Source organism: Aeromonas sp. 1HA1, assembly GCF_029237385.1.
In the GTDB taxonomy this organism is placed as follows: Bacteria; Pseudomonadota; Gammaproteobacteria; order Enterobacterales; family Aeromonadaceae; genus Aeromonas; species Aeromonas popoffii.
Genome location: NZ_JAACGC010000063.1, coordinates 1 through 25740 on the forward strand (window position 1 = coordinate 1; position 25740 = coordinate 25740).

The following is a 25740-nucleotide window of genomic DNA, read 5'->3' on the forward strand; positions in this document are numbered from 1 at the left end:
CCAAACTGGTCCAGCTCTCGGAGCCATCGCTGTCACTGAGGGTCACTGTGTTGGTCAACTCCACCTGCAGCCCGGCATCAGTCTCGGTACTCACCACGTTCAGTGCCTGCGCATTGAAGTCGATGTCATGGCCGGCAGTGACCGTCACGGTGAAGTCCTGATTGGCAGCACCGCCCTCGTCCGTGGTCCCCGCTACATTGCCATTCACTACCCCGCTCCAGTCCGCCGGCAAGGTAAAGCCCGGCACGCCCGCCACGCTCGCACCGCTCCAGCTGTAACTGCCACCGCCATTAGCGGTCCAACCCCCCATCACCGCACCTTCCGGCACATTGCTCAGGGTCACCGTCACGCCGGTCACCTCTTCCGAGCCATCCGTATCCGTCGCACTGACACTCAACTGCGCCGCCAGCGACACCGCCACCGGCGCATCCGTTTCACCCAGCACCAAGCTGGTCGCACTGACACTGATGTCCCCTTCCACATTGATGGTCACAGTCCCGCTGCTGTTGGCACTGCCCTCGTCGGTGGTCGCCACCACTGTGTAACCAATCGGCGCACCGCTGTTGGTCGCGCTGCCCGCTACCCCGGTAGTGGAATAGTCCGCCGGGAACACCAGCCCAAACGCATCCGGCAAGGCCCCGCCGGTGACCGTCACCGTCAGCACGTTACCCACCAGGGTGCCCCCCACCGCCGTGGTCCCCGCCGGCAGGTTGTCAAAGGTGTACACCAAACTGGTCCAGCTCTCGGAGCCATCGCTGTCACTGAGGGTCACTGTGTTGGTCAACTCCACCTGCAGCCCGGCATCAGTCTCGGTACTCACCACGTTCAGTGCCTGCGCATTGAAGTCGATGTCTCCCAAAGGGGTAACATTGATGGTCAGCACTGAGGTAACTGTGTCTTCTCCATCGGTTACCAGATAGCTAACCGGTGGAACAACGCCGGAAAAATCAGGAGATGGAGTAAACGAGAAACTGCCATCGCTGTTAATAATCAGCGTACCAATCCCTTCTTGAGTCGTGGTTGTTCCTGCCGCAATACCAAGCACATCCCCCCAGCTATAACTCACTACGCTGGCCCCCTGCGGCCCATCGGGATCCACTGAATTACTCAATACGTTACCCAAGACAGATGTATCTTCTGCGATGGAGAACGCCTCATCACCATCACTCAGGTCATTTATCGGGTCTATGGTCAAGGTCAACGTAGAGGTCACGGTATCTACTCCGTCGGTTACCACATAGGTAACAGGCGGAACCGCACCATCATAGTTGAGTGCAGGCGTGAAGGTGAAACTGCCATCGGAGTTGACGATGAGGCTGCCGACACCATCAATCGTGACGCTCGTACCGGCAGTCACATTGATATTGTCCCCCCAACTGAAGATCGGCACCGATGCAGCTTCAGGGCCATCCGTATTGACGGTGTTGGTGAGCACATTGCCATTGAGCACCCCACCCTCAGAAACCGTCAGCTGCTCTCCCTCATCACTCAGTTCATTGGTCAGCAGTGGCTCTGCGAGTTGCTCTGTATCCACCACAGGCTCGGTCTGATAAGTGGTGTCAAATCCGGCTGCGGCAATGGTTGCATCACCCGTTCTATCAATGGTGACAAAACCGCCATTACCACTGGCACCGGCGACTCCACCAATGCCACCGCCCCCACCAGCAGCGGGTGCCCCACCGGCAGCAGAAGCCTCAAAGTTTTGTGTCGGGTCGATACCTTGCAAGATCGACTGTTGCAATGCCGCGATTTCGGGGGAGGTAGCTGTGCCATCATCTGGCACTTGTTGCAATCCCGGTACAGGCACATCCGGGGCGGAGGAGTCTGGCGTGGTGGCCGTAGGAGAATCGTCATAGGGAGCCAATAACAGCTTGGCGTCATCTGCGATGTTGAGCCTGGCACCAGGCTGCAGAATTTCACCTTTCTGCAGCGGGCGGCTGCTACCATCAGCCAGCAAAATTTGAACATTGCCTTCAATAGAAGACACCACCACGGTTTTGTCGATCACTTGAGTACGCATATCCATTGCTCCAACATGACAGATCTTGATGTCTACACCATAGATACCCGTCCCCCTGGCTTCCGTTGCAAAAATGTATAAGGTTGGTTCAAACCAAGAGCAATACCGCCCATTAAATCGAAGGGTCTTTTTTATATTATTGAATCAATCACTTAATTGGGATTCGAGTAAAGCCTTAGCAGATTTGACATTAAAAAACCTCCATGCTTATTTATATTTCGCATAAAAAAAGGCCCCTATGGGGCCTCAGTGTTTATATTGATTGCTCAAGGCAAGGGAAATGCAGGGTGTACAAAGCCCTGATAACCGTCGATATGCAGCTTGGAAAGCAGCTCGACCTGATGCTGATCCTCAACACGGGTTGCGATGGTCGTCACACCTGCATTGTGGGCGGCGCGACAAACCGCGGCCAGGAAAGAGGTGTCTGCCCCCGGCTCCATGACCTGACTGGTATAACCATGGTCGACCTTGACATACGCCGGAGCCAGCTCTTCCAGATAACCCAGAGACTGGAAGTGACGACCATAATGGTCAACCCCCCACTGGAATCCATGCTCCTGCAAAGTATTCACCAGCGCGGTCACATGCTCCTTGTGCTTCATGATGGCGGCTTCCGGTATTTCAAACAGCAAACGATCCTTCAACTCTGCATGGGCTGTCAGGTACTCCGTCAGCCAGGTCAGAAACTCGTCAGAGCAGAGGGAACCTACCGTGATATTGATGGCCAGCACCAAGTCTGATTGCTGTTTAAGCAAAGGAATGCAGGCATCCAATACCGCCTGATCAAATTCACTCCCCAACTTGAATTGTTCGATGGCTGGCAAGAACTGGCCCGCAAAGTAGTCGGTTCCATCCCGCGAAATAGAGGCAAACAACTCGGCATGCAACCGCACCCCATTGTCGAATCGGCAGGCCGGTTGAGCCTTGAAGCGCCACAAGTGCCGTGAAATGGCATCTTGCACCAGATCACGCCAAGCCAGGCGCCCCATCATTCCCTGATCTGTACCCCCTTCCATGACCACGGCGCCACGGCGTTCGTTGCGGGCCTTGCCAAGGGCGTTATCGGCTTTGGTCAGCAAGGCGGAGAGATCGTCATTGCCATCACGCCCCGCAATACCGATGACGGAGAGGGCATCTCCTTCACTCATCGGATTAACGACCAGGTCGGCAATCCGGCTGTTGATAACCTCAGCCAGATCTTTCAACTGGGTCAGATCATCGGTTGGACAGAGCAGCGCATATTCAGTCGCAGAGATCCGCGCCAGAGCCGCACCATCCCACCCCTTCAGCTGATCCTTCAAGGTCTGGGCGATGGACTTGACCATGTTGTCCCGCGCGGCAAACCCCTCTTCGCGGTACAAATCATCGAGCATGTCGACCGCCACCAGCATGACACCGCCTTGTCCTGCCTCGGCAATCCAGGCGTTGACCTGACCGACAAAATAGGCCCTGTTGCCCAGCCCGGAAACCGCATCCACATAGACCCGCTCCCGCAGTTTTTCAGCTTCATCGGCTTGCTCTTTGAACTGCAGTGCCAACTTGCTGGAGAGGGTATTGATGGCCTGGACCACCTGCTTCAATTCGTGGGTTTTGGGCTCTGGAATGGCATGACCGAAATGGTGAAGTTCAATCTCCACAGCCTGCTCGCAAATTTGTTTGAGTGGCTTGAGCAGATAATTCAGTGCCCTCATCAGCAAAATGGTGGTGATTAAAAAACCGATCAGGAACCAGCTTGCCAGTTCGCTCATCCCCCGCCACAGCTCGTAATAGGCTTGTCCTGGGTGGCCCACCACTTTCAGTTTGCCCAGTTGCAGCCAGCCGGATGTCAGAATTGACTCGTTGGATACTTCGGGAAACAAACCCAAGCCGATAAACCACTGTGGTACGCCCTGAATGTTGCTGGTGTTCTCTTGCTCGATGACATCTTTGGACGCCAGCAAATCCAATCGGATCAACTGATAATAGCCGCCATCAAATATGGCCTGGATGACCGATTCAGCTCCCACCTTGTCACCGTTTTCCAAATACGGGGTCAGCGCCAACCCGAGCGAGGTTGCGGTATTGATGACGGTGGTTTCCTGCTGCTGAGCCAGATAGGTTCGGGTCGAATTGAACTGCACCCAGTAGGTGGCTGCAAACAACAAACCGAACAGGATCAACATGGTTGCCAATACTTGTCTGTAGAGCGTCATAGGTTAATCATCCAAATTCACCACAGGCCGAGCCAATCGCCCGGAAGTCATGCGATTGCGTAAATCAGTCCATAATCCCAAGCGTGACGACTGCCCAGCCAGTTCCCCTTGACCACGCGCCTTCATCAACCACAAGTGACTACCGTTAAAGCTGTATATCGGCACCAGATCCGTGCGTTGGCTGGCAGGACGGATCGATCCGATCAAATTATCCAAAATCACAGGTTCGGAGGAAGGGGTGTCATAGTAGGCAACAACCATATGAAACTGGTTATAATCCAACGCCTTGACATATACCATCCGCATTTTCTCATCGGGGATACCAAGCTCCAGCAGGGTGAAGTATTTTGAAATGCTGAAGTCTTCGCAATCACCACCGGCCGCCCCCAGAAACTCCAGCGGGGTAGCCCAGTAATCTTTCTTGCGCCACAACTTGATGTCATCAATGAAGCGCATCTGGTTGAAAAACTGGTTTACCTTCTCCAGTTTCTGGCGCTCTGTCAGTCCGGCATCACGATTCTGCATGACCAGCGTACGCCAGCTTGTCACCCGCTTGCCTGCCCTGGCCCCATAGGTTTCCTCGGCGCGCTGAACCAGCTTGAGGTCTTCGGGTGTCAAGGGTTGACTGGCAGAGAGGATGAGCGGAAGCAAAACCAGCAACCACCACAGTGAGTAACGCAGCCAGCGAGCGCGCAACCCCAAGGCTGACGCCCTGCTAAAACCGCTTGCCTTCCACCACACCGTCACACTCATCCCATGGGCATCCAATGACTGTCACTGCACCGATCAAGCATTAGAGCATTAGAGACAAGGGATGGTAGCAGCAAAGCGCGACCATCCCTTTCACTCGCATCAAACCTGATGCGTTGTCCATTAGCGTTTGGCTTGCCAGTCGGCCGGCTGCTGCACGTTAAACGCGTTGAGCAGGCTACCTGTGGCGTTGAGGATACGATAGTCAGCCAACAGAGCGTCATACTCGGCGGTAATGTAGGTTCGGCGCGCCTCAAACAGTTCGTTTTCGGTGTTCAACACGTCCAGCAAGGTACGCTGGCCCAGGCCAAACTGTTTCTTGTACGCCTGTACAGTGTCGTAGCTGGCGTCAACATGCTCTTTCAGAGAGGTCTTTTGCCTGGCTAGCGACTCTTTCGCGTTCCAAGCCAGACGAGTGCCTTCCTCTACTTGGCGGAACGCATTCAGATGAATGTCTTTCGCCTGAGAGTAGAGCGCAGATGTTGCATTGCTCTCTGCCACATCAGAACCGCCACGGAACAGGTTGTAACGCATCCGTACCATGGCGGTCAGATCATCGTTACGCCCTTTGACTGAATCGATATCCTCATTCCAGTTCTGATCTACCTCAAATGTCACATTGGGATAGAAACCGGATCTGGCGCCTTCATGCTGATACTTGGCTGCTTCGATATCCTGCAGGGAGGAGAGCAGGGTCGGGTGCACTTCGGTGGCCGTTTTCAATGCGGCATCCAGACTGGCGGGAATAAGCGCCCCATTGGGAACTGGTTGTACCAGATCCTTTGGCATCTCGTTAACGACGCGAATGAATTCGCTCTCCGCATCGCGATAGTTGTTCTCGGCGGCAGCCTCATTGGCATAGGCTCTGGCGACACGACCATCGATCTGGGTCTGGTCCGCAGTCGAGCCCAGACCAGAGTCGGTCCGCTTACTGATATCGCTGCGGATCTGCTCATGGGTTTCCAGGTTCTGCTTGGACAACTCCAGGAGCTCCTGCTGGCGCAGCACGTTGAGGTAAACCTCGGCCACCCGCAGCGCTGTGTTCTCTGCCTCGGAGATCATGGCCAGACGCTGAGCGTTGGCTTCGGCATCGGTCCGGGCCACGTTGCTGCTGACATCGAAACCGTCGAAGAGCATCTGGCGCAGACTGATCCCGGCCTCTTTGCGAGTCATGCTGTCATCCACACCAGCACCGCCCGCACGAGTGGTTGGGCTATCGGTCTTTTCATAACCCACACCACCACGCAGATCGATAGTGGGATAATAACCACCTTTGGCGCCATCATGCTGATACAGTCGCGCCTGATAGAGGTCAAAAGCTTCCTTGATTTTCGGATGGGTAGCCAGTGACTGTGCCACTGACTGTTCCAGCGTTTGGGCCAGGGTAAGGCCAGGGAACAGCACGGTGCCACTTACTAACATGGCAACAATCGTCTTCTTCATGGTATCTCCAGTCATGTTGTTTTTAGATTGTTTGCTTATCGTTCTCTCAGTGCAGACTGCCTAGCCCGTAATAGCGGCTTAAGCAAATAGTCTAGGACACTTTTTTTACCAGTAATAATATCTGCACTGGCTAACATACCGGGGATGATGGGAAGTGCGTTAAGCTCATCGCCCAAGTAACTCTTCTCGGTGCGGACACGAACCAGATAAAAGGAGTTCCCCTCCTCATCCTGGATCGAGTCAGCACTTATCTGTTCGACCTTTCCATGTAGTCCTCCATAAACAGTGAAGTCATAGGCAGTGATCTTGACGACGGCATCAAGCCCTGGCCGCAAGAATGCGATGTCTTTCGGAGACACCTTGGCCTCGACCAGCAAGGTGTCTTCCAACGGCACGATCTCCATCAAATCCATCCCTGGTTGCACCACACCACCCAGGGTATTGATCTTGAGTTTCTTGATGGTGCCTTTGAGCGGCGCAATGACGCTGGTCCTGTCGACCCTGTCTCGCAGACCGACCTGCCCTTCCGACAACTGTCTCAATTTACCCTGAAGTTCGTTGAGCTCAGTCTGTGAGTCGGCCCGGAACTTCAATGCAATGTCGTTGCGCTTGGAAATGCTTTCTCTCAGCACTGAGTTGAGTTTGGGAATAATAAGCCGGTTGCTCTCCAGCTCTCCCTGCATCTCGTTGACCTGGCGTTCCAGCTTGATGAGCTCTACCTGGGGGACTATCCCTTCTTTGGCTAGGGGACGACTGATGTTCAATTCCTGCCGGGCCAGATCGACACTGCGCCCGACGGTTCTTATCTTGGCATTGAGCTCGATCAGCTCCTGCTCTTTCTGCTCGATCTGCTGGCCAAGTATATAGAGCTGGTTATTCAGGCTATTAAGTCGTTCATCCTGAACCGATTTTTCACGGGCAGCGTACTCGGCAAACACATTCTCGAATCCATCTGGAAAAGCGATCGGCTGCTTGTCGATGACCACCTGTTCACGCCAGCCCAGATTGGGGTCAGTCTTGACCACGACGCTCTTAATCTCGGCCCTTAGCCGCGCGATACCACCCTTGAGGGTCACCAGCTCTTGTTCACGCTCACGGAAATCGGAGCGAAAACGGGTGTCATCGATACGCAGCAGCGGCTGCCCCTCTTCGACTATGTCCCCCTCCCTGACGAAGATCTCCTTGACGATCCCCCCTTCCAGGTTCTGGATCACCTGCAACTGACGGGACGGGATGACTTTGCCCTGCCCGACCGTCACTTCATCCAGCTCGGCCCAGGCAGCCCAGACGATGGCGCTCATAAAGAACAGAAAACAGGCCCACAACAATACTCTGGCCCGGGTCGGAGTACTCAGCAGGACGGCAGCGGCGCCATCATCGACAAACTCCAGATGTTCGGGTGCGGGCAGCACTGTATCGGACGGCGACTTTTTGAACAGACCAAATTTAGCCATTGGACGCCTCCTGCACTCGCACCTTGCCTTCCTTCAACTGTTGCAACACTACATCTTTGGGTCCATCTGCCACTATTTGCCCCTGCTCCACGACGATGACCCGCGATGCGACATCAAGCATGGAGGTCTTGTGAGTAATGAGGATCAGGGTGGTTTCCGGTCCCAGTCGTGCCAGCTCATGCTTGACCTGCATCTCTGACTGGTTGTCCATGTTGGAGGTGGGTTCGTCCATCACCAGAATGGGGGGATCATTGAGCAAAGCACGAGCCAGCAGGATCGCCTGACGCTGACCGCCAGAGAGCTGACGTCCCCCTTCTCCTATCTGCCTGTCCAGACCATTCGGGTCACGGTTGGTGAAGTTGGTGACCCCGGCCCGTTTGGCCGCGCGCAGAACCCGCGCATCGTCCACCAGCGGATTACCCAACATGATGTTGTCACGTACCGAGCCAAAAAACAGGGTCACATCCTGGGGGACACAACCGATATTACGCCGGATCACAGACGCGGGCAGTTGATCCAATTCGAACCCATCGAGACGAACCGAACCATCAGTGGGTCGATAAAGCCCCATAAGAATCTTTTCAAGAGTGGTCTTGCCCGCCCCGATCCGACCTATGATGGCCACCTTCTCACCCGGCTCAATACGCAGATTGATATTGTGCAGCGTGCTTGTCTCCATCCCCGGATACTTGAACGACACATTATCAAATTCGATCCGGCCGGCGATGACAGGGTGATGGATGTACTGCTTACCCTCCTCCTGCTCACCCGGCGTCATCATGATCTTCTCCAGGATCTCCAGCGCGGATTTAGCCTGGTTGTAACGGGTGGAGAGAACCGAGAGTTGCACCATAGGGGCGATAGCGCGGCTGGAGAGCATGACGGCGGCAATCATGCCGCCCATGGTGACCAACCCTTCCGATATCTGATAGACACCGACGATCACCAAGCCCACCGTCACTACCTGCTGGATGTAGCTGGCCAGGGACGACATGGAGTTGGTGATGCGGCGCGTCTGCACGCCCCAGGTCGATATATGGGATACCGCCTGCTCCCAGCGATGCTGGAACATGCTCTCGGCACCGAAAATTTTGACGGTCTCCAGCCCGGAAATACTCTCGATCAGGTTGGCATTTTTCTGGGAAGCGAGCCGCGATCCCTCTTCGATGGACTGCTTGAGCGGCGCCTGGATATAGAAGCTGTAGGCCACCAGGATCAACATGGCGACGATTGGCACCACCACCATGACGCCAGCAAACATCCAGATGATAAAGAGGAAGAAGAGCGCAAAGGGCAGATCGATGAGGGTCGAGACAGTGGCGGAGGTGAAAAACTCCCGCACGGATTCGAACTCCTGCAGGTGTTTGGCAAAGGCACCGGTGGAAGCAGGTCTGGACTCCATCCGCATACCCATTACCTTGGCGAAGATCTTGGCCGACAGCAGCACGTCTGATTTCTTGCCCGCGATATCGATAAAATAGCTGCGCAACTGACGCATCACGAAATCGAAGGTAAACACCACCATGGCCCCCGCCGCCAGTACCCAGAGCGACTCGAACGCCAGGTTGGGGACTATCTTGTCATAGACGTTCATCGTGAACAGCGGGCTGGCCACCGCAAACAGGTTGATCAAAACGGAGGCGATCAGCACATCCCGATAAATGCCACGGGATTCAAACAAGGTACTCCAGAACCAGTGTCCATCACGGGTCTCAAGCACCTTGGGGGAACGATCATCAAACTTGAACTGTTTTTTGACGAAGAAGAGCCTGCCCAGATACTCATCGCCCAGGTGGGCGATGCTGAGCCACTCGGCTGCATCCCCTGCTTGAGGAAAAATCACCTTGCCCTGGGTTCTTTCTTCGTTCCACTCCAGCAGTATGCAGGCACCGCCGTTGCGCATCTGCAGCACGCAGGGCAACAACAGGGAGGAGATATCGGCAAGGGGCTGGATCACTTCCCGTGCAGACAGCCCCCCCCGTTCGGCGGCGCGACTGAACAGGTTCGGGGTCAGCAGGCCGGATACCAACGGCAATCCAGTGGTCAGGGCATCCCTGCTGTTGGGTACGCCATAAAAGCGGGTCAGGAAGACCAAACTCTCCAACAACTCATCAATACGGTTAGTTTCTGCTTGCATAGCATCCTGTCACTGCATGATTAGGTCGACTGTGGTGGTCACACATCGCTGTCCGGCGAACGCGATCTCGTGGAATAAAGAACCCTGACTCCACGGCAAGAGATCAACAGCCTGATTAACGTTAAAACACAGGTAAATGACGCGGGATGGCATCGTCAGACCTGAGAGGCATTACGCCCAAAGGCGATACGGCTTGATCGGTTCTTAATAGCGACACAAGATGGCGCCATGTCCGGTCTATCCCGCCGATCCATTGGAAATAATACAAGATCATTGATAATGATTTCTTTTTCAAGCCTAGTCATATTATCAAGACAACTTTACTGCAACTATACTGCAAAGACTGAATTTCATCTAATAACCCTCTGTTTTTTGACAAAACTTGATTGATCACGCAATACATCCGGCGAGGGAAAAAGGTCGCCCCAGCCTCTGCCCCTGAGCGCCGGAACGAGCCAGTTCACTAGCAATATTGGCCATGGCTGTCCAGCGATTCTCGCACCAGACAGGCGCCAACAAGGTCGGACGACGAGCCGAGGCCGAGATGCGGTGATAAACCACCTCGGGGGGCGTATGCTGGATCATGGCCACGGCTGCCTCCACATATTGCTCCAGAGTCAGCACTTCCAGTCGACCCGCCAGCCAGGCATTGCCGAGGGTACTGCCCTCAACCACATGGAGCGGATGCAGCTTTATCCCCTCCACGCCCGTCTCCACTATGCGGTGCAATGTATCCAGGCTGTCCATGGGTACTTCACCGGGCAGGCCGACGATCAGGTGGGCACATACCTTGATATCACGCCGATGAGCTCGCTCGACCGCATCGGCATAGGCCGCGTAGCCATGGCCCCGATTGATGCGATGCAAGGTCTTGTCATTGGCACTCTGCAATCCCAGCTCCAGCCATACCTCGTAGCCACGGGCCTGATAGCTGGCCAGCAAGTCCAGCACAGCATCCGGCACGCAATCGGGCCGGGTGCCGACACACAACCCCACCATGTCGCTGACCGAGAGCGCCTCTTCATACATACGCTGTAGATATTCAACTTCGGCATAGGTGCTGGTATAAGCCTGAAAGTAGGCGAGATAGCGCTTGGCACGGGTCACTTCATCCCGGCGCGCCAGCAGTTGCTGCACCACCGAGAGCTGCTGGGCTGACTCGTCGGCAAAAGAGGAGACATTGCAGAAGGTGCAACCACCGCGGCCCAGGGTGCCATCCCGGTTGGGGCAGGTGAAGGCGCCATGAATGGAGAGTTTGTGGATCTTCAGGCCGTGGCGTTGCTTGAGATCCTGACCGAATGTATTGACGAGTTCGTGTAACTGCATGACACCTCCGCTAAAGGAGCGCCATTGTACGAGCTTGCACAAACAGGGCGCTGAGCTGGATCAAGGGAGGCGAGAGTCAGAAAACATATAAATATTCACCAATATTTGGATAAATATTTGCAAGTGGGTAGCTATTGACGCTTTCGAAACACGTCAGCTAAAAAGCGCCCCCAGGTCACAACCGAATAGCAGCAAGCTAACCACCTGTTGAACAATGAAATTTTTCTCATAGTCCCGTTGGCGACAAATGCAAGATACAGGGTGCATAATTGTGATCGTCACCGCTCACCGATAGGATAAATTGGTAAAATTACTACAAATCCCCGTCCCCACTGAGTCAACCAACAAACCCCAAGATATCAGTATTAAATCCCGCAAAAACAAAAACAGCCAGAGCAATAGCCAATTCAAGCCCCATATACACCCGCACCCCGACATTTTGTTATGAGTTTGTAATATTGAAAACAGCCGGGATGTCCAATTGACCTTGCCGAAAAATCCCATTAGTTTGGAGATTCGCCACGTCAGGCGGACGGAACCACAAGAGCCAATCGCAATTTATGCAGTTTGCGATGCAAGGCCGAGCAAGGGAGAAATGCAATGTCACTATATGATCCAAAGCTGGAGAGGGATAACTGTGGCTTCGGCCTGTTGGCCCACATGGAAGGTGAAGCCAGCCACAAACTTATCCGTCTCGCGATGTCAGCATTGGCTCGCATGCAGCACCGCGGTGGCATCTCCGCCGACGGCAAGACCGGCGATGGCTGCGGTCTGTTGCTACAAAAACCGGACAGCTTCTATCGCGCGATCGCCGAAGAGAGAGGATGGCACCTGGGCCGCAACTATGCCGTCGGCATGCTGTTCCTGAATCCGGACCCCCTGTTGGCCCAGCAGACCCGCGACATCATCGACGAGGAGCTGGAAAGAGAGACCTTGAGTCTGGTGGGTTGGCGCAAAGTGCCCATCGATACCAATGTGCTCGGTCCCATCGCCAAAGCCTCCCTGCCCAGCATTGAACAGGTCTTTGTCAACGCACCACCCGGCTGGGTCGACAAGGATCTCGAGCGCCGCCTCTATATAGTGCGTCGCCGCATCGAGAAGCGCATCAGCGACGACTACTTCTACGTGGTCAGCCTCTCCAACCTGGTCACAGTCTACAAAGGACTGTGCATGCCGGTGGACTTGCCGCGCTTCTATCTGGATCTCGCCGACATTCGCATGCAGGCCGCCATCTGCGTGTTCCACCAGCGTTTCTCCACCAACACCAGCCCGCGCTGGCCGTTGGCGCAGCCATTCCGCTACCTGGCCCACAACGGTGAGATCAACACCATCGCTGGCAATCGCCAGTGGGCCAAGGCGCGCAGCTACAAGTTCGCCACCCCGCTCATTCCGGATCTGCAAGAAGCCGCCCCCTTCGTCAACACTACGGGCTCCGACTCGTCCAGCCTCGACAACATGCTGGATCTGTTTCTGGCCGGTGGCATGGACCTGTTCCGCGCCATGCGCCTGCTGATCCCGCCTGCATGGCAAAAACACCCGAACATGGATGACGACCTGCGCGCCTTCTATGACTTCAACTCCATGCATATGGAGCCCTGGGATGGCCCGGCTGGCATCGTCATGACAGATGGCCGCTACGCCACCTGTGCGCTGGACCGCAACGGCCTGCGTCCGGCACGCTATGTCATCACCAAGGACAAGTTCATCACCCTGGCCTCCGAAGTAGGCACCTGGGATTACACCCCGGACGAGGTGCTGGAGAAGGGCCGGGTCGGCCCGGGCGAGCTGTTCGTGGTGGATACCCGCAACGGCAAGGTGTGGACCAGCTTCGAGATCGATGACGATCTCAAGAGCCGTCACACCTACAAGCAGTGGATGGACAAGCATTGCAAACGGCTGGTGCCGTTCGAACAGATGGATGATGCCAGCACAGGTGCCCGCGAGCTCTCGGACGATCAGCTCAAGACCTATCAGAAGCTGTTCGGCTACTCCTACGAGGAGCTGGATCAGATCATCCGCGTGCTGGGCGAGAACGGCCAGGAGGCGGTGGGCTCCATGGGGGATGACACCCCGATGGCGGTGCTCTCCTCCAGCCAGCGCACCCTGTATGACTACTTCCGCCAGATGTTCGCCCAGGTGACCAACCCGCCCATCGATCCCCTGCGGGAAAACCACGTCATGTCGCTGGCCACCTGTATCGGTCGCGAACAGAACGTCTTCAACGAGACCTTCGGCCACGCCCACAGGGTGCTGTTCCAGTCACCGATCCTGCTCTATTCCGACTTCCATCAGCTGCTGGCGCTGGAAGGGGAGCACTATCGTCATGCGGTGCTGAGCCTCAACTACCAGCCCGAAGAGGGGCTGCAAGGGGCGCTGGAGCGACTGTGCAACGACGCCGCCGACAAGGCGCGTGGCGGTACTGTTCTGCTGATCCTGTCGGATCGGGACGTCAGTGCCAATACCCTGCCCATTCCTGCCGCCATGGCGGTGGGCGCGGTACAGCACACCCTGGTAGACCACAACCTGCGCTGCGACGCCAACATTCTGGTGGAAACCGCCAGCTGTCGCGATCCGCACCACTTCTCGGTATTGCTGGGCTTTGGCGCCACCGCCATCTACCCCTACCTCGCCTACGAGACGCTGGCCAAACAGGTCGAGGAAGGCGTACTCAAGATGAGCCTGCGCCAGGCCATGCTCAACTACCGCAACGGCATCAACAAGGGGCTCTACAAGGTGATGTCCAAGATGGGCATCAGCACGATCGCCAGCTACCGCTGCTCCCAGCTGTTTGAAGCCGTTGGCCTCTCCAGCGCGGTGGTCGCCATGTGCTTCCGGGGCGTCTCCAGCCGTATCCAGGGCGCCGATTTTGCCGACATACAGCAGGATCAGCTCAACCTGGCTCGTCAGGCCTGGTTGCAACGCAAGGCCCTCACCCAGGGCGGCCTGCTCAAGTTTGTCCACGGCGGCGAGTACCACACCTACAACCCGGACGTGGTACAGACCCTGCAAACTGCGGTGCGCTCCGGCAACTATGCCGATTACAAGGAGTACGCCCGTCTGGTAAACGAGCGCCCTGTCTCCACCCTGCGCGATCTGCTCGCCCTGAAGACGGTCGACAACCCGGTCGCGCTGGATCAAGTAGAGCCTGCGACCGAACTGTTCCCCCGCTTCGACTCCGCCGCCATGTCCATCGGCGCCCTGGGGCCTGAGGCCCACGAGGCACTGGCGGTCGCCATGAACCGGCTCGGCGGCAAGAGCAACTCGGGCGAGGGTGGCGAAGATCCCAAGCGTTTCGGTACCGAGAAAAACTCCCGCATCAAGCAGGTGGCCTCGGGGCGCTTCGGCGTCACCCCCCACTACCTGATGAACGCGGACGTGGTACAGATCAAGGTGGCCCAGGGCGCCAAACCCGGCGAAGGGGGTCAGCTGCCCGGTGACAAGGTCACGGCCCAGATCGCCAAGCTGCGTTATTCCGTGCCCGGTGTCACCCTGATCTCCCCGCCGCCGCACCACGACATCTACTCCATCGAGGATCTGGCCCAGCTTATTTTTGACATCAAGCAGATCAACCCGGACTGCCTGGTGTCGGTCAAGCTTGTCTCCGAGCCCGGCGTCGGCACCATCGCCTGCGGTGTGGCCAAAGCCTATGCCGACTTCATCACCGTCTCGGGTTATGACGGCGGCACCGGCGCCAGCCCGCTGAGTTCGGTCAAATATGCCGGTTCCCCCTGGGAGCTGGGCCTGGCCGAAACCCAGCAGGCCCTGGTGGCCAACGGCTTGCGCCACAAGGTGCGGTTGCAGGTGGATGGCGGTCTCAAAACCGGTCTGGACATCATCAAGGCCGCCATCCTCGGCGCCGAGAGCTTCGGCTTCGGCACAGGCCCCATGGTGGCGCTCGGTTGCAAATACCTGCGCATCTGCCACCTGAACAACTGCGCCACCGGCGTCGCCACCCAGGATGAGAAGCTGCGCCGCGAGCACTTTACCGGCCTGCCGGAGATGGTGATGAACTACTTCCAGTTCATCGCACAAGAGACGCGCGAGCTGATGGCCCAGCTGGGTGTGACCCAGCTGACGGATCTCATCGGTCGCACCGATTTGCTGCAGGCCCTGCCAGGACTCACCGCCCGTCAGGCCAAGCTGGATCTCTCCGGCATACTGGCGAGCCCGGTGGCACCGGCAGGTTCCAGCCTGTTCAGCCAGCAGCACAACCCCACCTTCGACAAGGGTCCGCTCAACCTCAAGATGGTGGAAGACCTGCTGGCGGCGGTCGAGCACAAGTCTGGCGGCGAATTCCGCTATGACATCCGCAACACGGATCGCTCCGTGGGCGCCCGCCTCTCCGGCGAGATCGTGAAACGCCACGGCAACCAGGGCATGGCGGCCGATCCGGTACGGGTTCACTTCAACGGCACCGCAGGCCAGAGCTTCGGCGTCTGGAACGCAGGTGGCCTCGAGATGATACTCACAGGTGACGCCAACGACTACGTGGGCAAGGGCATGACAGGCGGCAAGCTGGTAGTCAAACCCCACGTCGGCGTGGCGTTCAAGTCCCACGAGGCGGCCATCATAGGCAACACCTGCCTCTATGGCGCCACCGGCGGCAAGCTCTACGCGGCAGGCACGGCGGGTGAACGCTTCGCGGTGCGTAACTCCGGCGCCCTGGCGGTAGTCGAGGGGATTGGCGACAACGGCTGTGAATACATGACTGGCGGTATCGTCACCATACTCGGCGCCACCGGCGTCAACTTCGCGGCGGGCATGACCGGCGGTTTTGCCTACGTGCTGGACGAGTGCGGCAATTTCGCCAAGCGCACCAACCCCGAACTGGTGGAACTGCTGGATGTGGCAGACCTCGCCATCCACCAGGAGCACCTGCGCGGCATCATCACAGCGCACCTCAATGAGACCGGCAGCTCGCGCGCCGAGGAGATCCTGGCCCATTTCGACACCTATGTGCCCAAATTCAGGCTGATCAAACCCAAGTCCAGCGACGTCAAATCCCTGCTTGGCCACACCAGCCGTTCCAGTGCAGAACTCAGAATCCAGGCGCAATAAGGAGGGAACCCTATGAGCCAGAACGTATTCCAGTTTATCGATGTCCAGCGGGTTGACCCGCCCAAGAAGCCGCTCAAGATCCGCAAGATCCAGTTTGTGGAGATCTACGAGCCCTTCAACCAGGCCCAGGTCGGCATGCAGGCGGATCGCTGCCTCGACTGCGGCAACCCCTATTGCGAGTGGAAGTGCCCGGTGCATAACTACATCCCCAACTGGCTGAAACTGGCCAACGAGGGGCGCATCCTGGAGGCGGTGGAGCTTTCTCACCAGACCAACAGCCTGCCGGAAGTGTGCGGCCGGGTCTGCCCGCAAGACAGACTGTGCGAAGGGGCCTGCACCCTCAACGATCGCTTCGGCGCCGTCACCATAGGCAACATCGAGAAATACATCACCGACAAGGCGTTCGAGATGGGCTGGCGCCCGGATCTCTCCAATGTGGTGAAAACCGACAAACGGGTCGCCGTCATCGGTGCGGGCCCAGCCGGGCTCGCCTGCGCCGACGTGCTGGCGCGCAGCGGTGTCAGCGCCGTGGTGTTTGACAAGTACCCCGAGATCGGCGGCCTGCTAACCTTCGGCATCCCCTCCTTCAAGCTGGAAAAAGAGGTGATGCAGCGTCGGCGCGAGATTTTCGAGGGGATGGGGATCGAGTTTCGCCTCGAAACCGAGGTGGGCAAGGATGTCACCTTCGCCGACTTGCTCGGTGAGTTCGACGCCATCTTCCTCGGGGTCGGCACCTACAAATACATGAAGGGCGGTTTCGACAACGAGACGGCCCCCGGGGTGTATGACGCCCTGCCCTACCTCATCTCCAACGCCAACCGGCTGCTGGGCTTTGAGAAGGCGCAGGCCGATTACATCGACTTCGCCGGCAAGCAGGTGGTGGTGCTCGGCGGTGGCGATACCGCCATGGACTGCGTGCGTACCGCCATCCGCCAGGGTGCCGACAAGGTGATCTGCGCCTACCGTCGCGACGCCGAGAACATGCCCGGCTCCAAGCGGGAAGTGAAGAACGCCCAGGAGGAAGGGGTGGAATTCATGTTCAATCTGCAGCCGGTCGGCGTCGAACTCGATGCCCATGGCCGCACCTGCGGCATCAAGGTGGTGAGCACAGCGCTCAGTGCCCCCGATGCCAACGGCCGCCGCAATCCTGTGGTGATCGCGGGTTCCGAGCAGGTGCTGGCGGCCGATGCGGTGGTGATGGCGTTTGGCTTCCAGCCCAACCCGCAGCCCTGGATGGCGGAATACGACATCGAGCTCGACAGCCGGGATAGGATCAAGGCCCGTGAGCAGGCGGACTATGCCTTCCAGACCAGTAACCCCAAGGTGTTCGCCGGTGGCGATGCGGTGCGCGGCTCGGATCTGGTGGTGACCGCCATCTACGAGGGCCGCAAGGCCGCCGAAGGGATCATGGACTACTTGTCCGTTTAATCTGCCGTTTGAGCCGCGTCCAATACCCTCCCCAAGCAAACAGCCCCGCAGATGCGGGGCTGTTTTTTAGGGCGCGTATTTTTTTCATGATCCACTTCGTTATGTTGATAAACACCCAGCATGCTTGCCAAATAAAACACATTGGCGCCATGCAATTGTTTTTCCCAAACCTGAATCCGTAGCGTGCTGATTATTATCATTCACTGCAAAATCAAAGACTAATCCGGCTGACTATCGGCATGGACAACACATAACGCGGACCATTCCATTGCCAAACAATGAAATGTGGGGATATGCAGCGAAATAATGGATAACGGGAATAAATGGAAGGTAACAACACAACATACTCATTCCCCCCAGGGTGGCATGGCTCACCCTGGGGGTCGGGATCAGGCGAGTTGCGACTCCCGGGGGATCGGGGTCACCCAGGGACGACGCCAGTGGGGAGCCTCGTGGAGATCAGGCCAGAATTCGGTCTGGTGCAGGATGGCGTCCCCGCACACAGAGTGAAAAGTGATGGCACGAGCCTGTACCAGGCCATCGGTGATCAACACCTCGGTCACCACCTCCCGCCCCTGCTCCAGCAGGCGGACCACCTCAAAATCCCAGGGACCCGCCGCCGGATAGCGGCGGTTGATCTCGATGAAGTTGCAGCGCCCCGCGATCCGCTCGCCCGACTGCGGCCAGTCACATACATAATCCTCGCACAGCCACCTGGCCGCCTTGGCAAAATCGTTGCTCTGCATGGCCTGCCAATAGGCCTCTACCACAGCTTTTGGTTCCATGGTCTTGAATTCCATGCTCACTCTCCCTACAGACGCACCACCAGCCACTCCCCCTTGCCTACCGGCACCAAGGTGCTCTGGAAGGCCGGATCGCGCTGCACTTCACTCATCCACTCGCTCATCTCATCCCGATGGGAGATGGCGTTGTCCACCACCAGCAGGCCACGAGGGGCCAGCAGGCGCCGGATCTGCGGCCACCAGGCCCGATAGTGCTGACGATCTGAATCCAGGAAGACAAGCTGATAACCTTCCGTCGGCAGTTCGGCCAGCAGGGCCCCCGCCTCGCCCCCCAGCTGGGTGATCCAGGGGCTCAGGCCGGCACGCTGGAAGTTGGTGCAGGCCAGCGCACGCTTGCCCTCATCCAGCTCTATGGTCGTGACCCGGCCATCGAGCCTCCGTACCGCCTCGGCCAGCCAGAGGGTGGAGTAACCATTGGAGGTACCTATCTCCAGCACGGCGTCGGCCCCCCTGGTCTGTACCAGCACCGCCAGCAATTCGCCGGTATCGCGGGTGATGTTGAGCATCTTGCTGCCACGGGTCTGCTGCTGGCTGTCGTTGTATGCGCCAAACTGCTCCAGCTCCCGTTTAAGCTGTTCCAGTGTCATGTATCCTCCTTCACGGTTAAACGAGTCGGCCCTGTGCATGGCATGGTTGGGTCGACACTCATGTTCATCATGTTTCTGATCACGCGTCGGACGGCGGCGTCTCCCCCAGCAGATAGCGGGGACCGGCACCCTGTCTTGCTGCCTGATCATCCGGGTTATAAAGGGCGCAGTGCTCGAGCGACAGGCAACCGCAGCCGATGCAGGAGGTGAGCTTGCCCTTGAGCTGCTGCAGGGCCTCGATACGCTGATCGAGCAGCCCCTGCCACTGGCTGGCGATTTGCTCCCAGTCGCGGCGATCCGGTGTGCGACCATCGGGTAAACCGGCGAGGGCATCGGCAATGTCGCCAAGGCTCAACCCCATCCCCTGCGCCACCCGAATGAAGGCGATCCGGCGCAGCGCATCCTGCGGATAGAGACGTTGACCCCCATCGCTGCGCACGCTGCGAAGCAGCCCCTTCTGCTCGTAAAAACGCAAGGCACTGGCGTTGACGCCGGAGCGCCTGGCTATCTGGCCTATGGCTAACCACTTGCGATCCGCATCCATCCTTGACCTCAAGTTAGCTTTAACTTGCACAATCCTCTCTCCCTCAACGAAAGGAGTCAAATGGATTATTCACTATCTTCATCGCCTGCTCGACGCCAACCGTGCTTTTGCCCTCAATGGCAGGGGTACCACCAACCACTGCCCGATGGCGCTGCATGCCCTGCACGAGATGGGAGCCAGCTCCCGCCAGCTGCAACACTTCTTCGATCATTGGCAGGCAACCCATGCGCTGCCGAGCGGGGAAATAGGTCAGGGGGAGGATGAAATCAGCTTCGTCAGGCTGCGTCAGCAACTGACAACGCGGCTGGCCACCGAAGGCTGGCAGCCCACCTTTGAAACCCTGCTGGCACGCCGGCTTTCCCCTGCGGTAGGGGCCTTTCATCCCCTTATCCGCTTCGCCTGCGCCCTGGAAAATGGCCATGTGGGTGAGCAGGCCGCGGCGCTGGCCGCCTGGCAGTGCCGCTCCCTGATACTGCCCGCCGGAGAGGCCGCGCCCAGCCGGGATGTCGCCAGCCTGCTGGCCGGGGTATCTGAACAGTGGGAGGGTGCGAGCTGGCAGGGAGAGTGGATCACAGAACGATTGCAGAAGGTGGCAGAGGCGCCGCGCTGGCCGGGCACACTGCCACGCTCACTCGTCGAGTCGTCGGCGGTATTGGCCCAGCTGGCCGATATCGCCCTGAAGCTCTATTGGCAGACCGGCAATTTCACCGTGCTGCACATGGTGACCGGCAGCCGGGCAGCCATCTTGGTCGAGCAGCAGTTGCCCGGCGAGTGGCAAGCGCCGTGGCAAACCCTGATGTGGCAGGCGGTGGCGGCCGCTTATATCACGGTCGGGGCGCCCGCGTTACGATCTCAACGCTGGCCAGACACCACTGGGCTGGATTGGGAGAGGGTGTTGCCGCGGGCACTGGCTAGCCTGGACGATCATGTGATCAAGCTGGTGCACTGCTGCTGGCGGGAACGGGAAACCTCGCCTCGTTATCTGGCGGTGGCGGCCCGCGCAGTGGGGCTGCTGGATGCGAGCAGCGGCAAGGCGTGACAAGCACGCCCAGGGCGCAGCTGCTGGCCGGGCAACGCGGCGCAACCCTCAGGGTCAAGGGCCAGGTGTGATACCCGAGGTGATAAAGGCCAGAGCGTGACAGATCGTAGACCTGAGTTAGACCCACATCCGGCTGGCTCTGCTGGCTCGGCCCCAACATGGGCAGTAGCCACTTGAGCCGGCGGATGGGCTAGTCACCCGTGTTGGTCAGCATCTGGCCGGGGGTTGGGAACAACCGGGGAAGGCGCTCGCCGTCAGGCTTTCGCCTCGGCCAGCAGCGCCAGCGCGGGCTGCAGGTTGGCCGGCACCAGACAATACGCCTTGTGGTGCTTGACCAGCGTGGTCTTCTTGTTGCCCTGGCTCAGCAGCAGGCCGTGGCGAAAGGCTGCCTCGGCCAGTTGGGTTTCATCACAGCGCGCATAGAGGGTCAGCGGCTTGATCAACTCCCCCTGGACCAGGTGCTCGCCATATTCGCGGCTGGAGATCACCAGGCTGGATTGGCCCTGCCCCTGCAGACGCAGCTTGGCGCTCACCTCGCTGTCGGTAAACACTAACCAACCCGCGCTTTCCAGCTCGGCCAGCATGGTGGCCAGCTTGGTGCCGAGCTGTTGGGAGTCCGCCTGCACACGGGCGTACTGGAAGGCGATACGCTCCAGCAAGCCCTTGAGATCGGCGCCAGCCCCCAGGGTGCGGCCCTGCTGGATCCAGCCTTTCAGATCCTCCATCACCAGCCGGGAGAAGCGCTTCTCCTTGAGGGAGTCCGCCATCCAGGTGCAGAGAAAATGGCTCTCCTGAGCCGGGGTGCGCTTGCCCGCCTTCTGCTCGGCGGTACGCGCCAGCTCGGCAAGGCTCTGGGTGGCCATGTCGAGCAAGGCCTGATTGTAGTTGGGAGGTGTCATCACGAGTCCTCAGAGAGACGGGCGGGCCAGAGGCCGGGTCATCAACAGCATAAAGGCGCCAGTGGCGCCTTTATAGACAAAATCGCCCCGTCCGACCTGCCCTGACAAGGGAAAGGCCCGGGCGGGGTTGGGCGCGCTTATTTCGGCTGGCGCGGCTTCTTCATTGCCGCCAGACGCTTGAGGCGCTGGCCCTGCAGCTTGGCTTCGGCCATGGCCTGGGCGGCGGCATTGTCATCGCGCTGGGGGCGCTTGCCGAAGCGACGACGCTCCTGCAACTGCTTGATCAGCTCGTCACGGTTGCCCACCTGGTAGCCCGGCACCATGACACGGCGGATCTTCTGGCCGATCAGCGCCTCGATCTCGAGCAGGGTGCGCTCTTCTTCGCGGCTGACGAAGGAGATGGCCATACCGCTCTTGCCGGCGCGGCCGGTACGACCGATGCGGTGCACATAGTCTTCGGCCAGGAACGGCAGATCATAGTTGACCACGTACTGCAGATCCGGGATATCCAGACCACGGGCGGCCACTTCAGTGGCGACCAGCACCCGCACCTTGCCCTCCGTGAATTCACGCAAGGCGCGGCGACGGCTGCCCTGGGCCTTGTCGCCATGCACCACGGCGGACTTGATGCCATCCAGGTTCAGCTCGGCCACCAGCTCGTCGCAGCTTTCACGGGTACTGGCAAATACCAGCACCTGCGGCCAGTTCTGCTTGCCGATGAGCTCGGAGAGCAGCTCGCGCTTGCGCTTCTGCTCCACCGGATAGACGGTGTGGGTGACAGTGTCAGCGGTGGAGTTCTGCTTGTTAACGCTGATGATCTGCGGCTTGTCCAACATGACGTTGGCCAGCTTCTTCACCCCGTCGGAAAACGTGGCGGAGAAGAGCAGGTTTTGGCGGTCCTTGTTGACCGCTTGCAGGATCTGCTGCACATCGGCGCTAAAGCCCATGTCGAGAATGCGATCCGCTTCGTCCAGCACCAGACACTCGACGCCAGAGAGGCTGAGGTTACAGGCAGTCAGGTGCTCCAGCAAACGACCCGGGGTCGCCACTATGATGTGAGCACCCGCTTTCAGCTTCTTGGCCTGCACATCCTGCTTGCCGCCACCAACGAGCGTCAGCACGGTGACATCCAGGTACTTGGCAAAATCATTGATGTTGCCCGCCACCTGGGCCGCCAGCTCGCGGGTCGGGGTCAGGATCAGCACACGGGCGTTGGACGGTTGCAGCTCGGTCGGCTTATCCACCAGGCGCTGCAGTATCGGCAGGGCGAAGGCGGCAGTCTTGCCGGTACCCGTCTGGGCGCTGGCCAGCACATCGAGACCACGACGTATGGTCGGGATCGCCTGGCGCTGCACAGGGGTCATCTCCTGATAACCGCAATCTGAGACAGCACGCAAAATCTCGGGGGCAAAATCGAACGATTCAAATCTCATAAATTGGGTTCCTGTGTTCCAGCTGGGCTGTGTTTGGCTTGCGGCTCGGCGTAGGCGAGGCGGAGGTTGATACCACCGGTGGCTGCGTCCGACATCAAGTCAGAAAGTGAGCCGGAAAATGGCGGGCGCGAAGTGTAACAGATAGGCATCACAAATTCTGCCTCAAATGACCTGAGTTTTTATCCTCCTGCCAGGTACCTGCTTGAACGGGGATAGGCGACCCTGGCGGTCCGCTCGGCACCGCACCTTGGCCAGGTAAACATTCACAAACAACACGCGGGTGACCTTGGCCACCCGCAGCCGATCAGCGGATACGGTTGGTCGGGCGCTTGAACAGCCGGATGGCAATGGCCGCCATGGCGATGACGAACAGGCCAAGGGAAGTCACCAGCAGACCCTTGGTTATCAGCTCGTGATACTGCTCAAACACGGGGGCCGCCATCACGAACTTGCCCACCAGACTCAGCAGCAGGGCCCAGAGGAAGGCGCTGGCAAAGCTTGCCATCATCACCCGCGGCAGATGCAGGCGCGAAACCCCCATCAGCATGGGCGTCAGCACCCTGACAAAGGGCACGAAACGGGAGGAGAACAGAGCCCAGAAACCGTAGTTCTGCAGCAGACGCGAGGCTCGTGGCAGACTGCCAGCGGGGATCATCCGCTCCACATGGCCCATGAAGGAGGTGCCGTGCAGCGCATGGCCCTGCAGATAGGCGATCAGGCTGCCAAGCCCGGCGGCAAGGGGCAAGTAAATCAGTGTGACTTCGGGGCCAAGCACCCCCATGCCCACCAGACCACCGGCCAGCAGCACCAGACTGTCACCAGGCAGGGGCAAAAAGACGAAGCTTGATTCGAGAAAGAGGATCACCACCAGACAGGTGACGAGCAGGCCCACCGCCTGCATCTGGATCAATTGGTCAAAGTCCTGTTGCCATATGGCAAGCAGTATATCCTGCATCTGGTGACTCCCATCAACGTCAGTGAGCATCCATCCTGGGGAACCGGATGGCCCCCGCTGCGGCTGACACACCCTGTCGCCATCTCTTTTTCCTCCTTGAAAGGCTTTCGTTATACACCCGGTCAAGTGAACAAAAAATTAATGCGGCGGAGATAATCGGCTTGGCGCGACGAAATACTCGCTGGGGCTCTGGATCGAGCACGACAGCAGCAAGTATCACATCAACGTGACCCACACCCGGTTGGTGGCCCGCGGTATGTTCAGCCACAACACCAGCTGCTACTGCGTCGGGCTGGTGATGGGTTTCTAAGCCACCCCCCTTCCTGCTCCTCCCTTCGCCGATCACCCCGCCTTTTTCTGTGGCACTGGCGCAGAAAAATAGTGATGAACCACTCAGTTGGTGGAAGCGGTCACACATTCACCTCAGTCAACTCGCTAAAGTAGTTCACTTCGACACCCTATTTTCCGTATGACGCTGACCCGGTCGCCCCAGCGCTGGCCAAGGCCAATTAAAAAGCCTCCGCTGTCAGGGACTGGTTTCGAGGAGCAAGGAGAAATGAAATGGACTTTACCGCTCTAATAGCCGTTGTTTTGGCTCAACTCTGGTATCTGCTCCCGCTACTGTTGCTGGTAACCATCGCCAAAAGCCCCTGGTTCAAGGGCATGATCGGAGAGTGGTTGATCAACGTCAGCATCCGGCTCTTTCTCGACAAGCAGGAATATCAGCTGCTGAACAATGTCACTCTGCCGCTCGAGCAGGGCACCACCCAGATCGATCACGTTATCGTCTCCCGCTTTGGGGTATTTGTGATAGAGACCAAAAACATGAAGGGGTGGATCTTCGGAGATCCAAGACACAAGCGCTGGACCCAGCAACTCTTTCGACGCCGGCACGGTTTTCAGAACCCGCTGCATCAAAACTATCTGCATGTGATGACTCTCAAATCCCTGCTGGGACTGGCAGATCACCAGCTGCACTCGATCGTCTATTTTATTGGCGACTGCACCTTCAAGACGCCCATGCCAGACAACGTCATGCGGCGTGGTCTGGTCAGCCATATAAAAAGAAAGACCACTCCCGTACTGACCCCTGCCGAAGTCTCCCACATTGTCGAAACCATCCAGCAAGAACGACTGGCCGCCAACTGGCAGATCCATAAACAGCATGTTGCACAACTAAAGGCGCGCCATGCCACTCCACATAGCAAACCAATGACAGCCAAAACTGTCCCCGTGAACTTGGCTGCATATGACCCGGTGGAGATAAGCCAGACACTCGGCGATCACACCCCCGCCTGTCCAAAATGTGGCAGCCATATGGTATTGCGAACCGCTACTCGGGGTGAAAACAAGGGCAATCAGTTTTGGGGGTGTAGCGGATATCCCCGGTGCAGACAAATACAGCCCCTTCTCCCCTCAAAACATAATGAAAAACATCTCCACTCATTATAGGGAAAGAAAAGTGAAACGATTATTTCTGACATCATCATTTGCCGATACCACAGATATATTCATGCAATTTACACAAGGAGAGGCTAAAGGTAAAACCTGTCTCTTGATCAGATCTTGATCCCCGAAGCCATCATCTCTTTGGCGGCAATAAAGCCGTCCAGTTTACTTTGCAGTGTTTGCCAGCCTTCCCAGAGTGAGCTCCAGCCTGCAATCCCTGTTC

Annotated in this window: 17 protein-coding genes; 4 read left to right on the forward strand and 13 right to left on the reverse strand. The window is 58.0% G+C overall.

The window, feature by feature from the left end:
- The 7 genes from GWQ22_RS16780 to GWQ22_RS16810 all read right to left on the reverse strand — a co-directional run.
- The coding region (locus tag GWQ22_RS16780) for a retention module-containing protein (protein WP_275931014.1) at window positions 1–2020 on the reverse strand (2020 nt) is incomplete at its 3' end.
- Window positions 2021–2286: 266 nt separating this feature from the next.
- On the reverse strand, window positions 2287–4212 hold the full coding sequence (locus GWQ22_RS16785; RefSeq protein ID WP_275931015.1) for an EAL domain-containing protein: 1926 nt from the start codon (window positions 4210–4212) through the stop codon (window positions 2287–2289).
- A gap of 3 nt (window positions 4213–4215) precedes the next feature.
- On the reverse strand, window positions 4216–4965 hold the full coding sequence (locus GWQ22_RS16790) for a transglutaminase-like cysteine peptidase (RefSeq protein ID WP_212513829.1): 750 nt from the start codon (window positions 4963–4965) through the stop codon (window positions 4216–4218).
- A gap of 120 nt (window positions 4966–5085) precedes the next feature.
- Window positions 5086–6405 carry a TolC family outer membrane protein gene (locus tag GWQ22_RS16795; protein ID WP_042035568.1) on the reverse strand — a complete coding sequence of 440 codons (1320 nt, stop codon included), beginning with the start codon at window positions 6403–6405 and terminating at the stop codon, window positions 5086–5088.
- Window positions 6406–6440: 35 nt separating this feature from the next.
- Window positions 6441–7859: an HlyD family type I secretion periplasmic adaptor subunit gene (locus GWQ22_RS16800; protein WP_275931016.1), complete on the reverse strand. Its 1419-nt coding sequence runs from the start codon at window positions 7857–7859 to the stop codon at window positions 6441–6443.
- Window positions 7852–9996 carry a type I secretion system permease/ATPase gene (locus GWQ22_RS16805; protein ID WP_212513827.1) on the reverse strand — a complete coding sequence of 715 codons (2145 nt, stop codon included), beginning with the start codon at window positions 9994–9996 and terminating at the stop codon, window positions 7852–7854. Before GWQ22_RS16805 ends, GWQ22_RS16800 begins: the two co-directional genes overlap by 8 nt.
- A gap of 390 nt (window positions 9997–10386) precedes the next feature.
- Window positions 10387–11322, reverse strand: a complete 936-nt coding sequence (locus GWQ22_RS16810) for a TIGR01212 family radical SAM protein (protein ID WP_275931017.1) — start codon at window positions 11320–11322, stop codon at window positions 10387–10389.
- A 600-nt stretch (window positions 11323–11922) separates the two neighbouring features.
- Between GWQ22_RS16810 and gltB the strand changes: the two genes are divergently transcribed.
- Together gltB and GWQ22_RS16820 are read left to right on the forward strand one after the other, a co-directional pair.
- Window positions 11923–16380 (forward strand): glutamate synthase large subunit, encoded by a 4458-nt coding sequence (gene gltB, locus GWQ22_RS16815; protein ID WP_275931018.1) that lies wholly within the window; start codon window positions 11923–11925, stop codon window positions 16378–16380.
- A 12-nt stretch (window positions 16381–16392) separates the two neighbouring features.
- Window positions 16393–17808 carry an FAD-dependent oxidoreductase gene (locus GWQ22_RS16820; RefSeq protein ID WP_212513824.1) on the forward strand — a complete coding sequence of 472 codons (1416 nt, stop codon included), beginning with the start codon at window positions 16393–16395 and terminating at the stop codon, window positions 17806–17808.
- A 389-nt stretch (window positions 17809–18197) separates the two neighbouring features.
- On the opposite strand, the gene GWQ22_RS16825 is transcribed toward GWQ22_RS16820, so the two are convergent.
- The 3 genes from GWQ22_RS16825 to soxR all read right to left on the reverse strand — a co-directional run bounded on the left by GWQ22_RS16825 (window position 18198) and on the right by soxR (window position 19742).
- Window positions 18198–18608 carry a nuclear transport factor 2 family protein gene (locus GWQ22_RS16825; protein WP_042035559.1) on the reverse strand — a complete coding sequence of 137 codons (411 nt, stop codon included), beginning with the start codon at window positions 18606–18608 and terminating at the stop codon, window positions 18198–18200.
- An 11-nt stretch (window positions 18609–18619) separates the two neighbouring features.
- Window positions 18620–19198, reverse strand: a complete 579-nt coding sequence (locus GWQ22_RS16830) for a class I SAM-dependent methyltransferase (RefSeq protein ID WP_275931019.1) — start codon at window positions 19196–19198, stop codon at window positions 18620–18622.
- Between the two features lie 79 nt (window positions 19199–19277).
- Complete coding sequence (gene soxR / locus GWQ22_RS16835; RefSeq protein WP_042035556.1) at window positions 19278–19742, reverse strand: redox-sensitive transcriptional activator SoxR; 465 nt, start codon at window positions 19740–19742, stop codon at window positions 19278–19280.
- Between the two features lie 67 nt (window positions 19743–19809).
- On the opposite strand from soxR, the gene GWQ22_RS16840 reads away from it, so the two are divergent.
- Window positions 19810–20781 (forward strand): questin oxidase family protein, encoded by a 972-nt coding sequence (locus GWQ22_RS16840; protein WP_275931022.1) that lies wholly within the window; start codon window positions 19810–19812, stop codon window positions 20779–20781.
- A gap of 254 nt (window positions 20782–21035) precedes the next feature.
- On the opposite strand, the gene GWQ22_RS16845 is transcribed toward GWQ22_RS16840, so the two are convergent.
- The 3 genes from GWQ22_RS16845 to GWQ22_RS16855 form a co-directional block, all read right to left on the reverse strand.
- Window positions 21036–21680 (reverse strand): DUF2913 family protein, encoded by a 645-nt coding sequence (locus GWQ22_RS16845; protein ID WP_108536939.1) that lies wholly within the window; start codon window positions 21678–21680, stop codon window positions 21036–21038.
- 137 nt (window positions 21681–21817) lie between these two features.
- Complete coding sequence (locus GWQ22_RS16850; protein ID WP_275931020.1) at window positions 21818–23113, reverse strand: DEAD/DEAH box helicase; 1296 nt, start codon at window positions 23111–23113, stop codon at window positions 21818–21820.
- Window positions 23114–23417: 304 nt separating this feature from the next.
- Window positions 23418–24068: a DedA family protein gene (locus tag GWQ22_RS16855; RefSeq protein ID WP_042035551.1), complete on the reverse strand. Its 651-nt coding sequence runs from the start codon at window positions 24066–24068 to the stop codon at window positions 23418–23420.
- Between the two features lie 561 nt (window positions 24069–24629).
- On the opposite strand from GWQ22_RS16855, the gene GWQ22_RS16860 reads away from it, so the two are divergent.
- Window positions 24630–25520, forward strand: a complete 891-nt coding sequence (locus GWQ22_RS16860) for an NERD domain-containing protein (protein ID WP_275931021.1) — start codon at window positions 24630–24632, stop codon at window positions 25518–25520.
- Window positions 25521–25740 lie beyond the last annotated feature (220 nt).

Bases quoted from the DNA above. Each gene is read 5' to 3' on its own strand.
- GWQ22_RS16785 (WP_275931015.1), bottom strand. From the start codon at position 4,212: ATGACGCTCTACAGACAAGTATTGGCAACCATGTTGATCCTGTTCGGT.
- GWQ22_RS16790 (WP_212513829.1), bottom strand. From the start codon at position 4,965: ATGAGTGTGACGGTGTGGTGGAAGGCAAGCGGTTTTAGCAGGGCGTCA.
- GWQ22_RS16795 (WP_042035568.1), bottom strand. From the start codon at position 6,405: ATGAAGAAGACGATTGTTGCCATGTTAGTAAGTGGCACCGTGCTGTTC.
- GWQ22_RS16800 (WP_275931016.1), bottom strand. From the start codon at position 7,859: ATGGCTAAATTTGGTCTGTTCAAAAAGTCGCCGTCCGATACAGTGCTG.
- GWQ22_RS16805 (WP_212513827.1), bottom strand. From the start codon at position 9,996: ATGCAAGCAGAAACTAACCGTATTGATGAGTTGTTGGAGAGTTTGGTC.
- GWQ22_RS16810 (WP_275931017.1), bottom strand. From the start codon at position 11,322: ATGCAGTTACACGAACTCGTCAATACATTCGGTCAGGATCTCAAGCAA.
- gltB (WP_275931018.1), top strand. From the start codon at position 11,923: ATGTCACTATATGATCCAAAGCTGGAGAGGGATAACTGTGGCTTCGGC.
- GWQ22_RS16820 (WP_212513824.1), top strand. From the start codon at position 16,393: ATGAGCCAGAACGTATTCCAGTTTATCGATGTCCAGCGGGTTGACCCG.
- GWQ22_RS16825 (WP_042035559.1), bottom strand. From the start codon at position 18,608: ATGGAATTCAAGACCATGGAACCAAAAGCTGTGGTAGAGGCCTATTGG.
- GWQ22_RS16830 (WP_275931019.1), bottom strand. From the start codon at position 19,198: ATGACACTGGAACAGCTTAAACGGGAGCTGGAGCAGTTTGGCGCATAC.
- soxR (WP_042035556.1), bottom strand. From the start codon at position 19,742: ATGGATGCGGATCGCAAGTGGTTAGCCATAGGCCAGATAGCCAGGCGC.
- GWQ22_RS16845 (WP_108536939.1), bottom strand. From the start codon at position 21,680: ATGACACCTCCCAACTACAATCAGGCCTTGCTCGACATGGCCACCCAG.
- GWQ22_RS16850 (WP_275931020.1), bottom strand. From the start codon at position 23,113: ATGAGATTTGAATCGTTCGATTTTGCCCCCGAGATTTTGCGTGCTGTC.
- GWQ22_RS16855 (WP_042035551.1), bottom strand. From the start codon at position 24,068: ATGCAGGATATACTGCTTGCCATATGGCAACAGGACTTTGACCAATTG.
- GWQ22_RS16860 (WP_275931021.1), top strand. From the start codon at position 24,630: ATGGACTTTACCGCTCTAATAGCCGTTGTTTTGGCTCAACTCTGGTAT.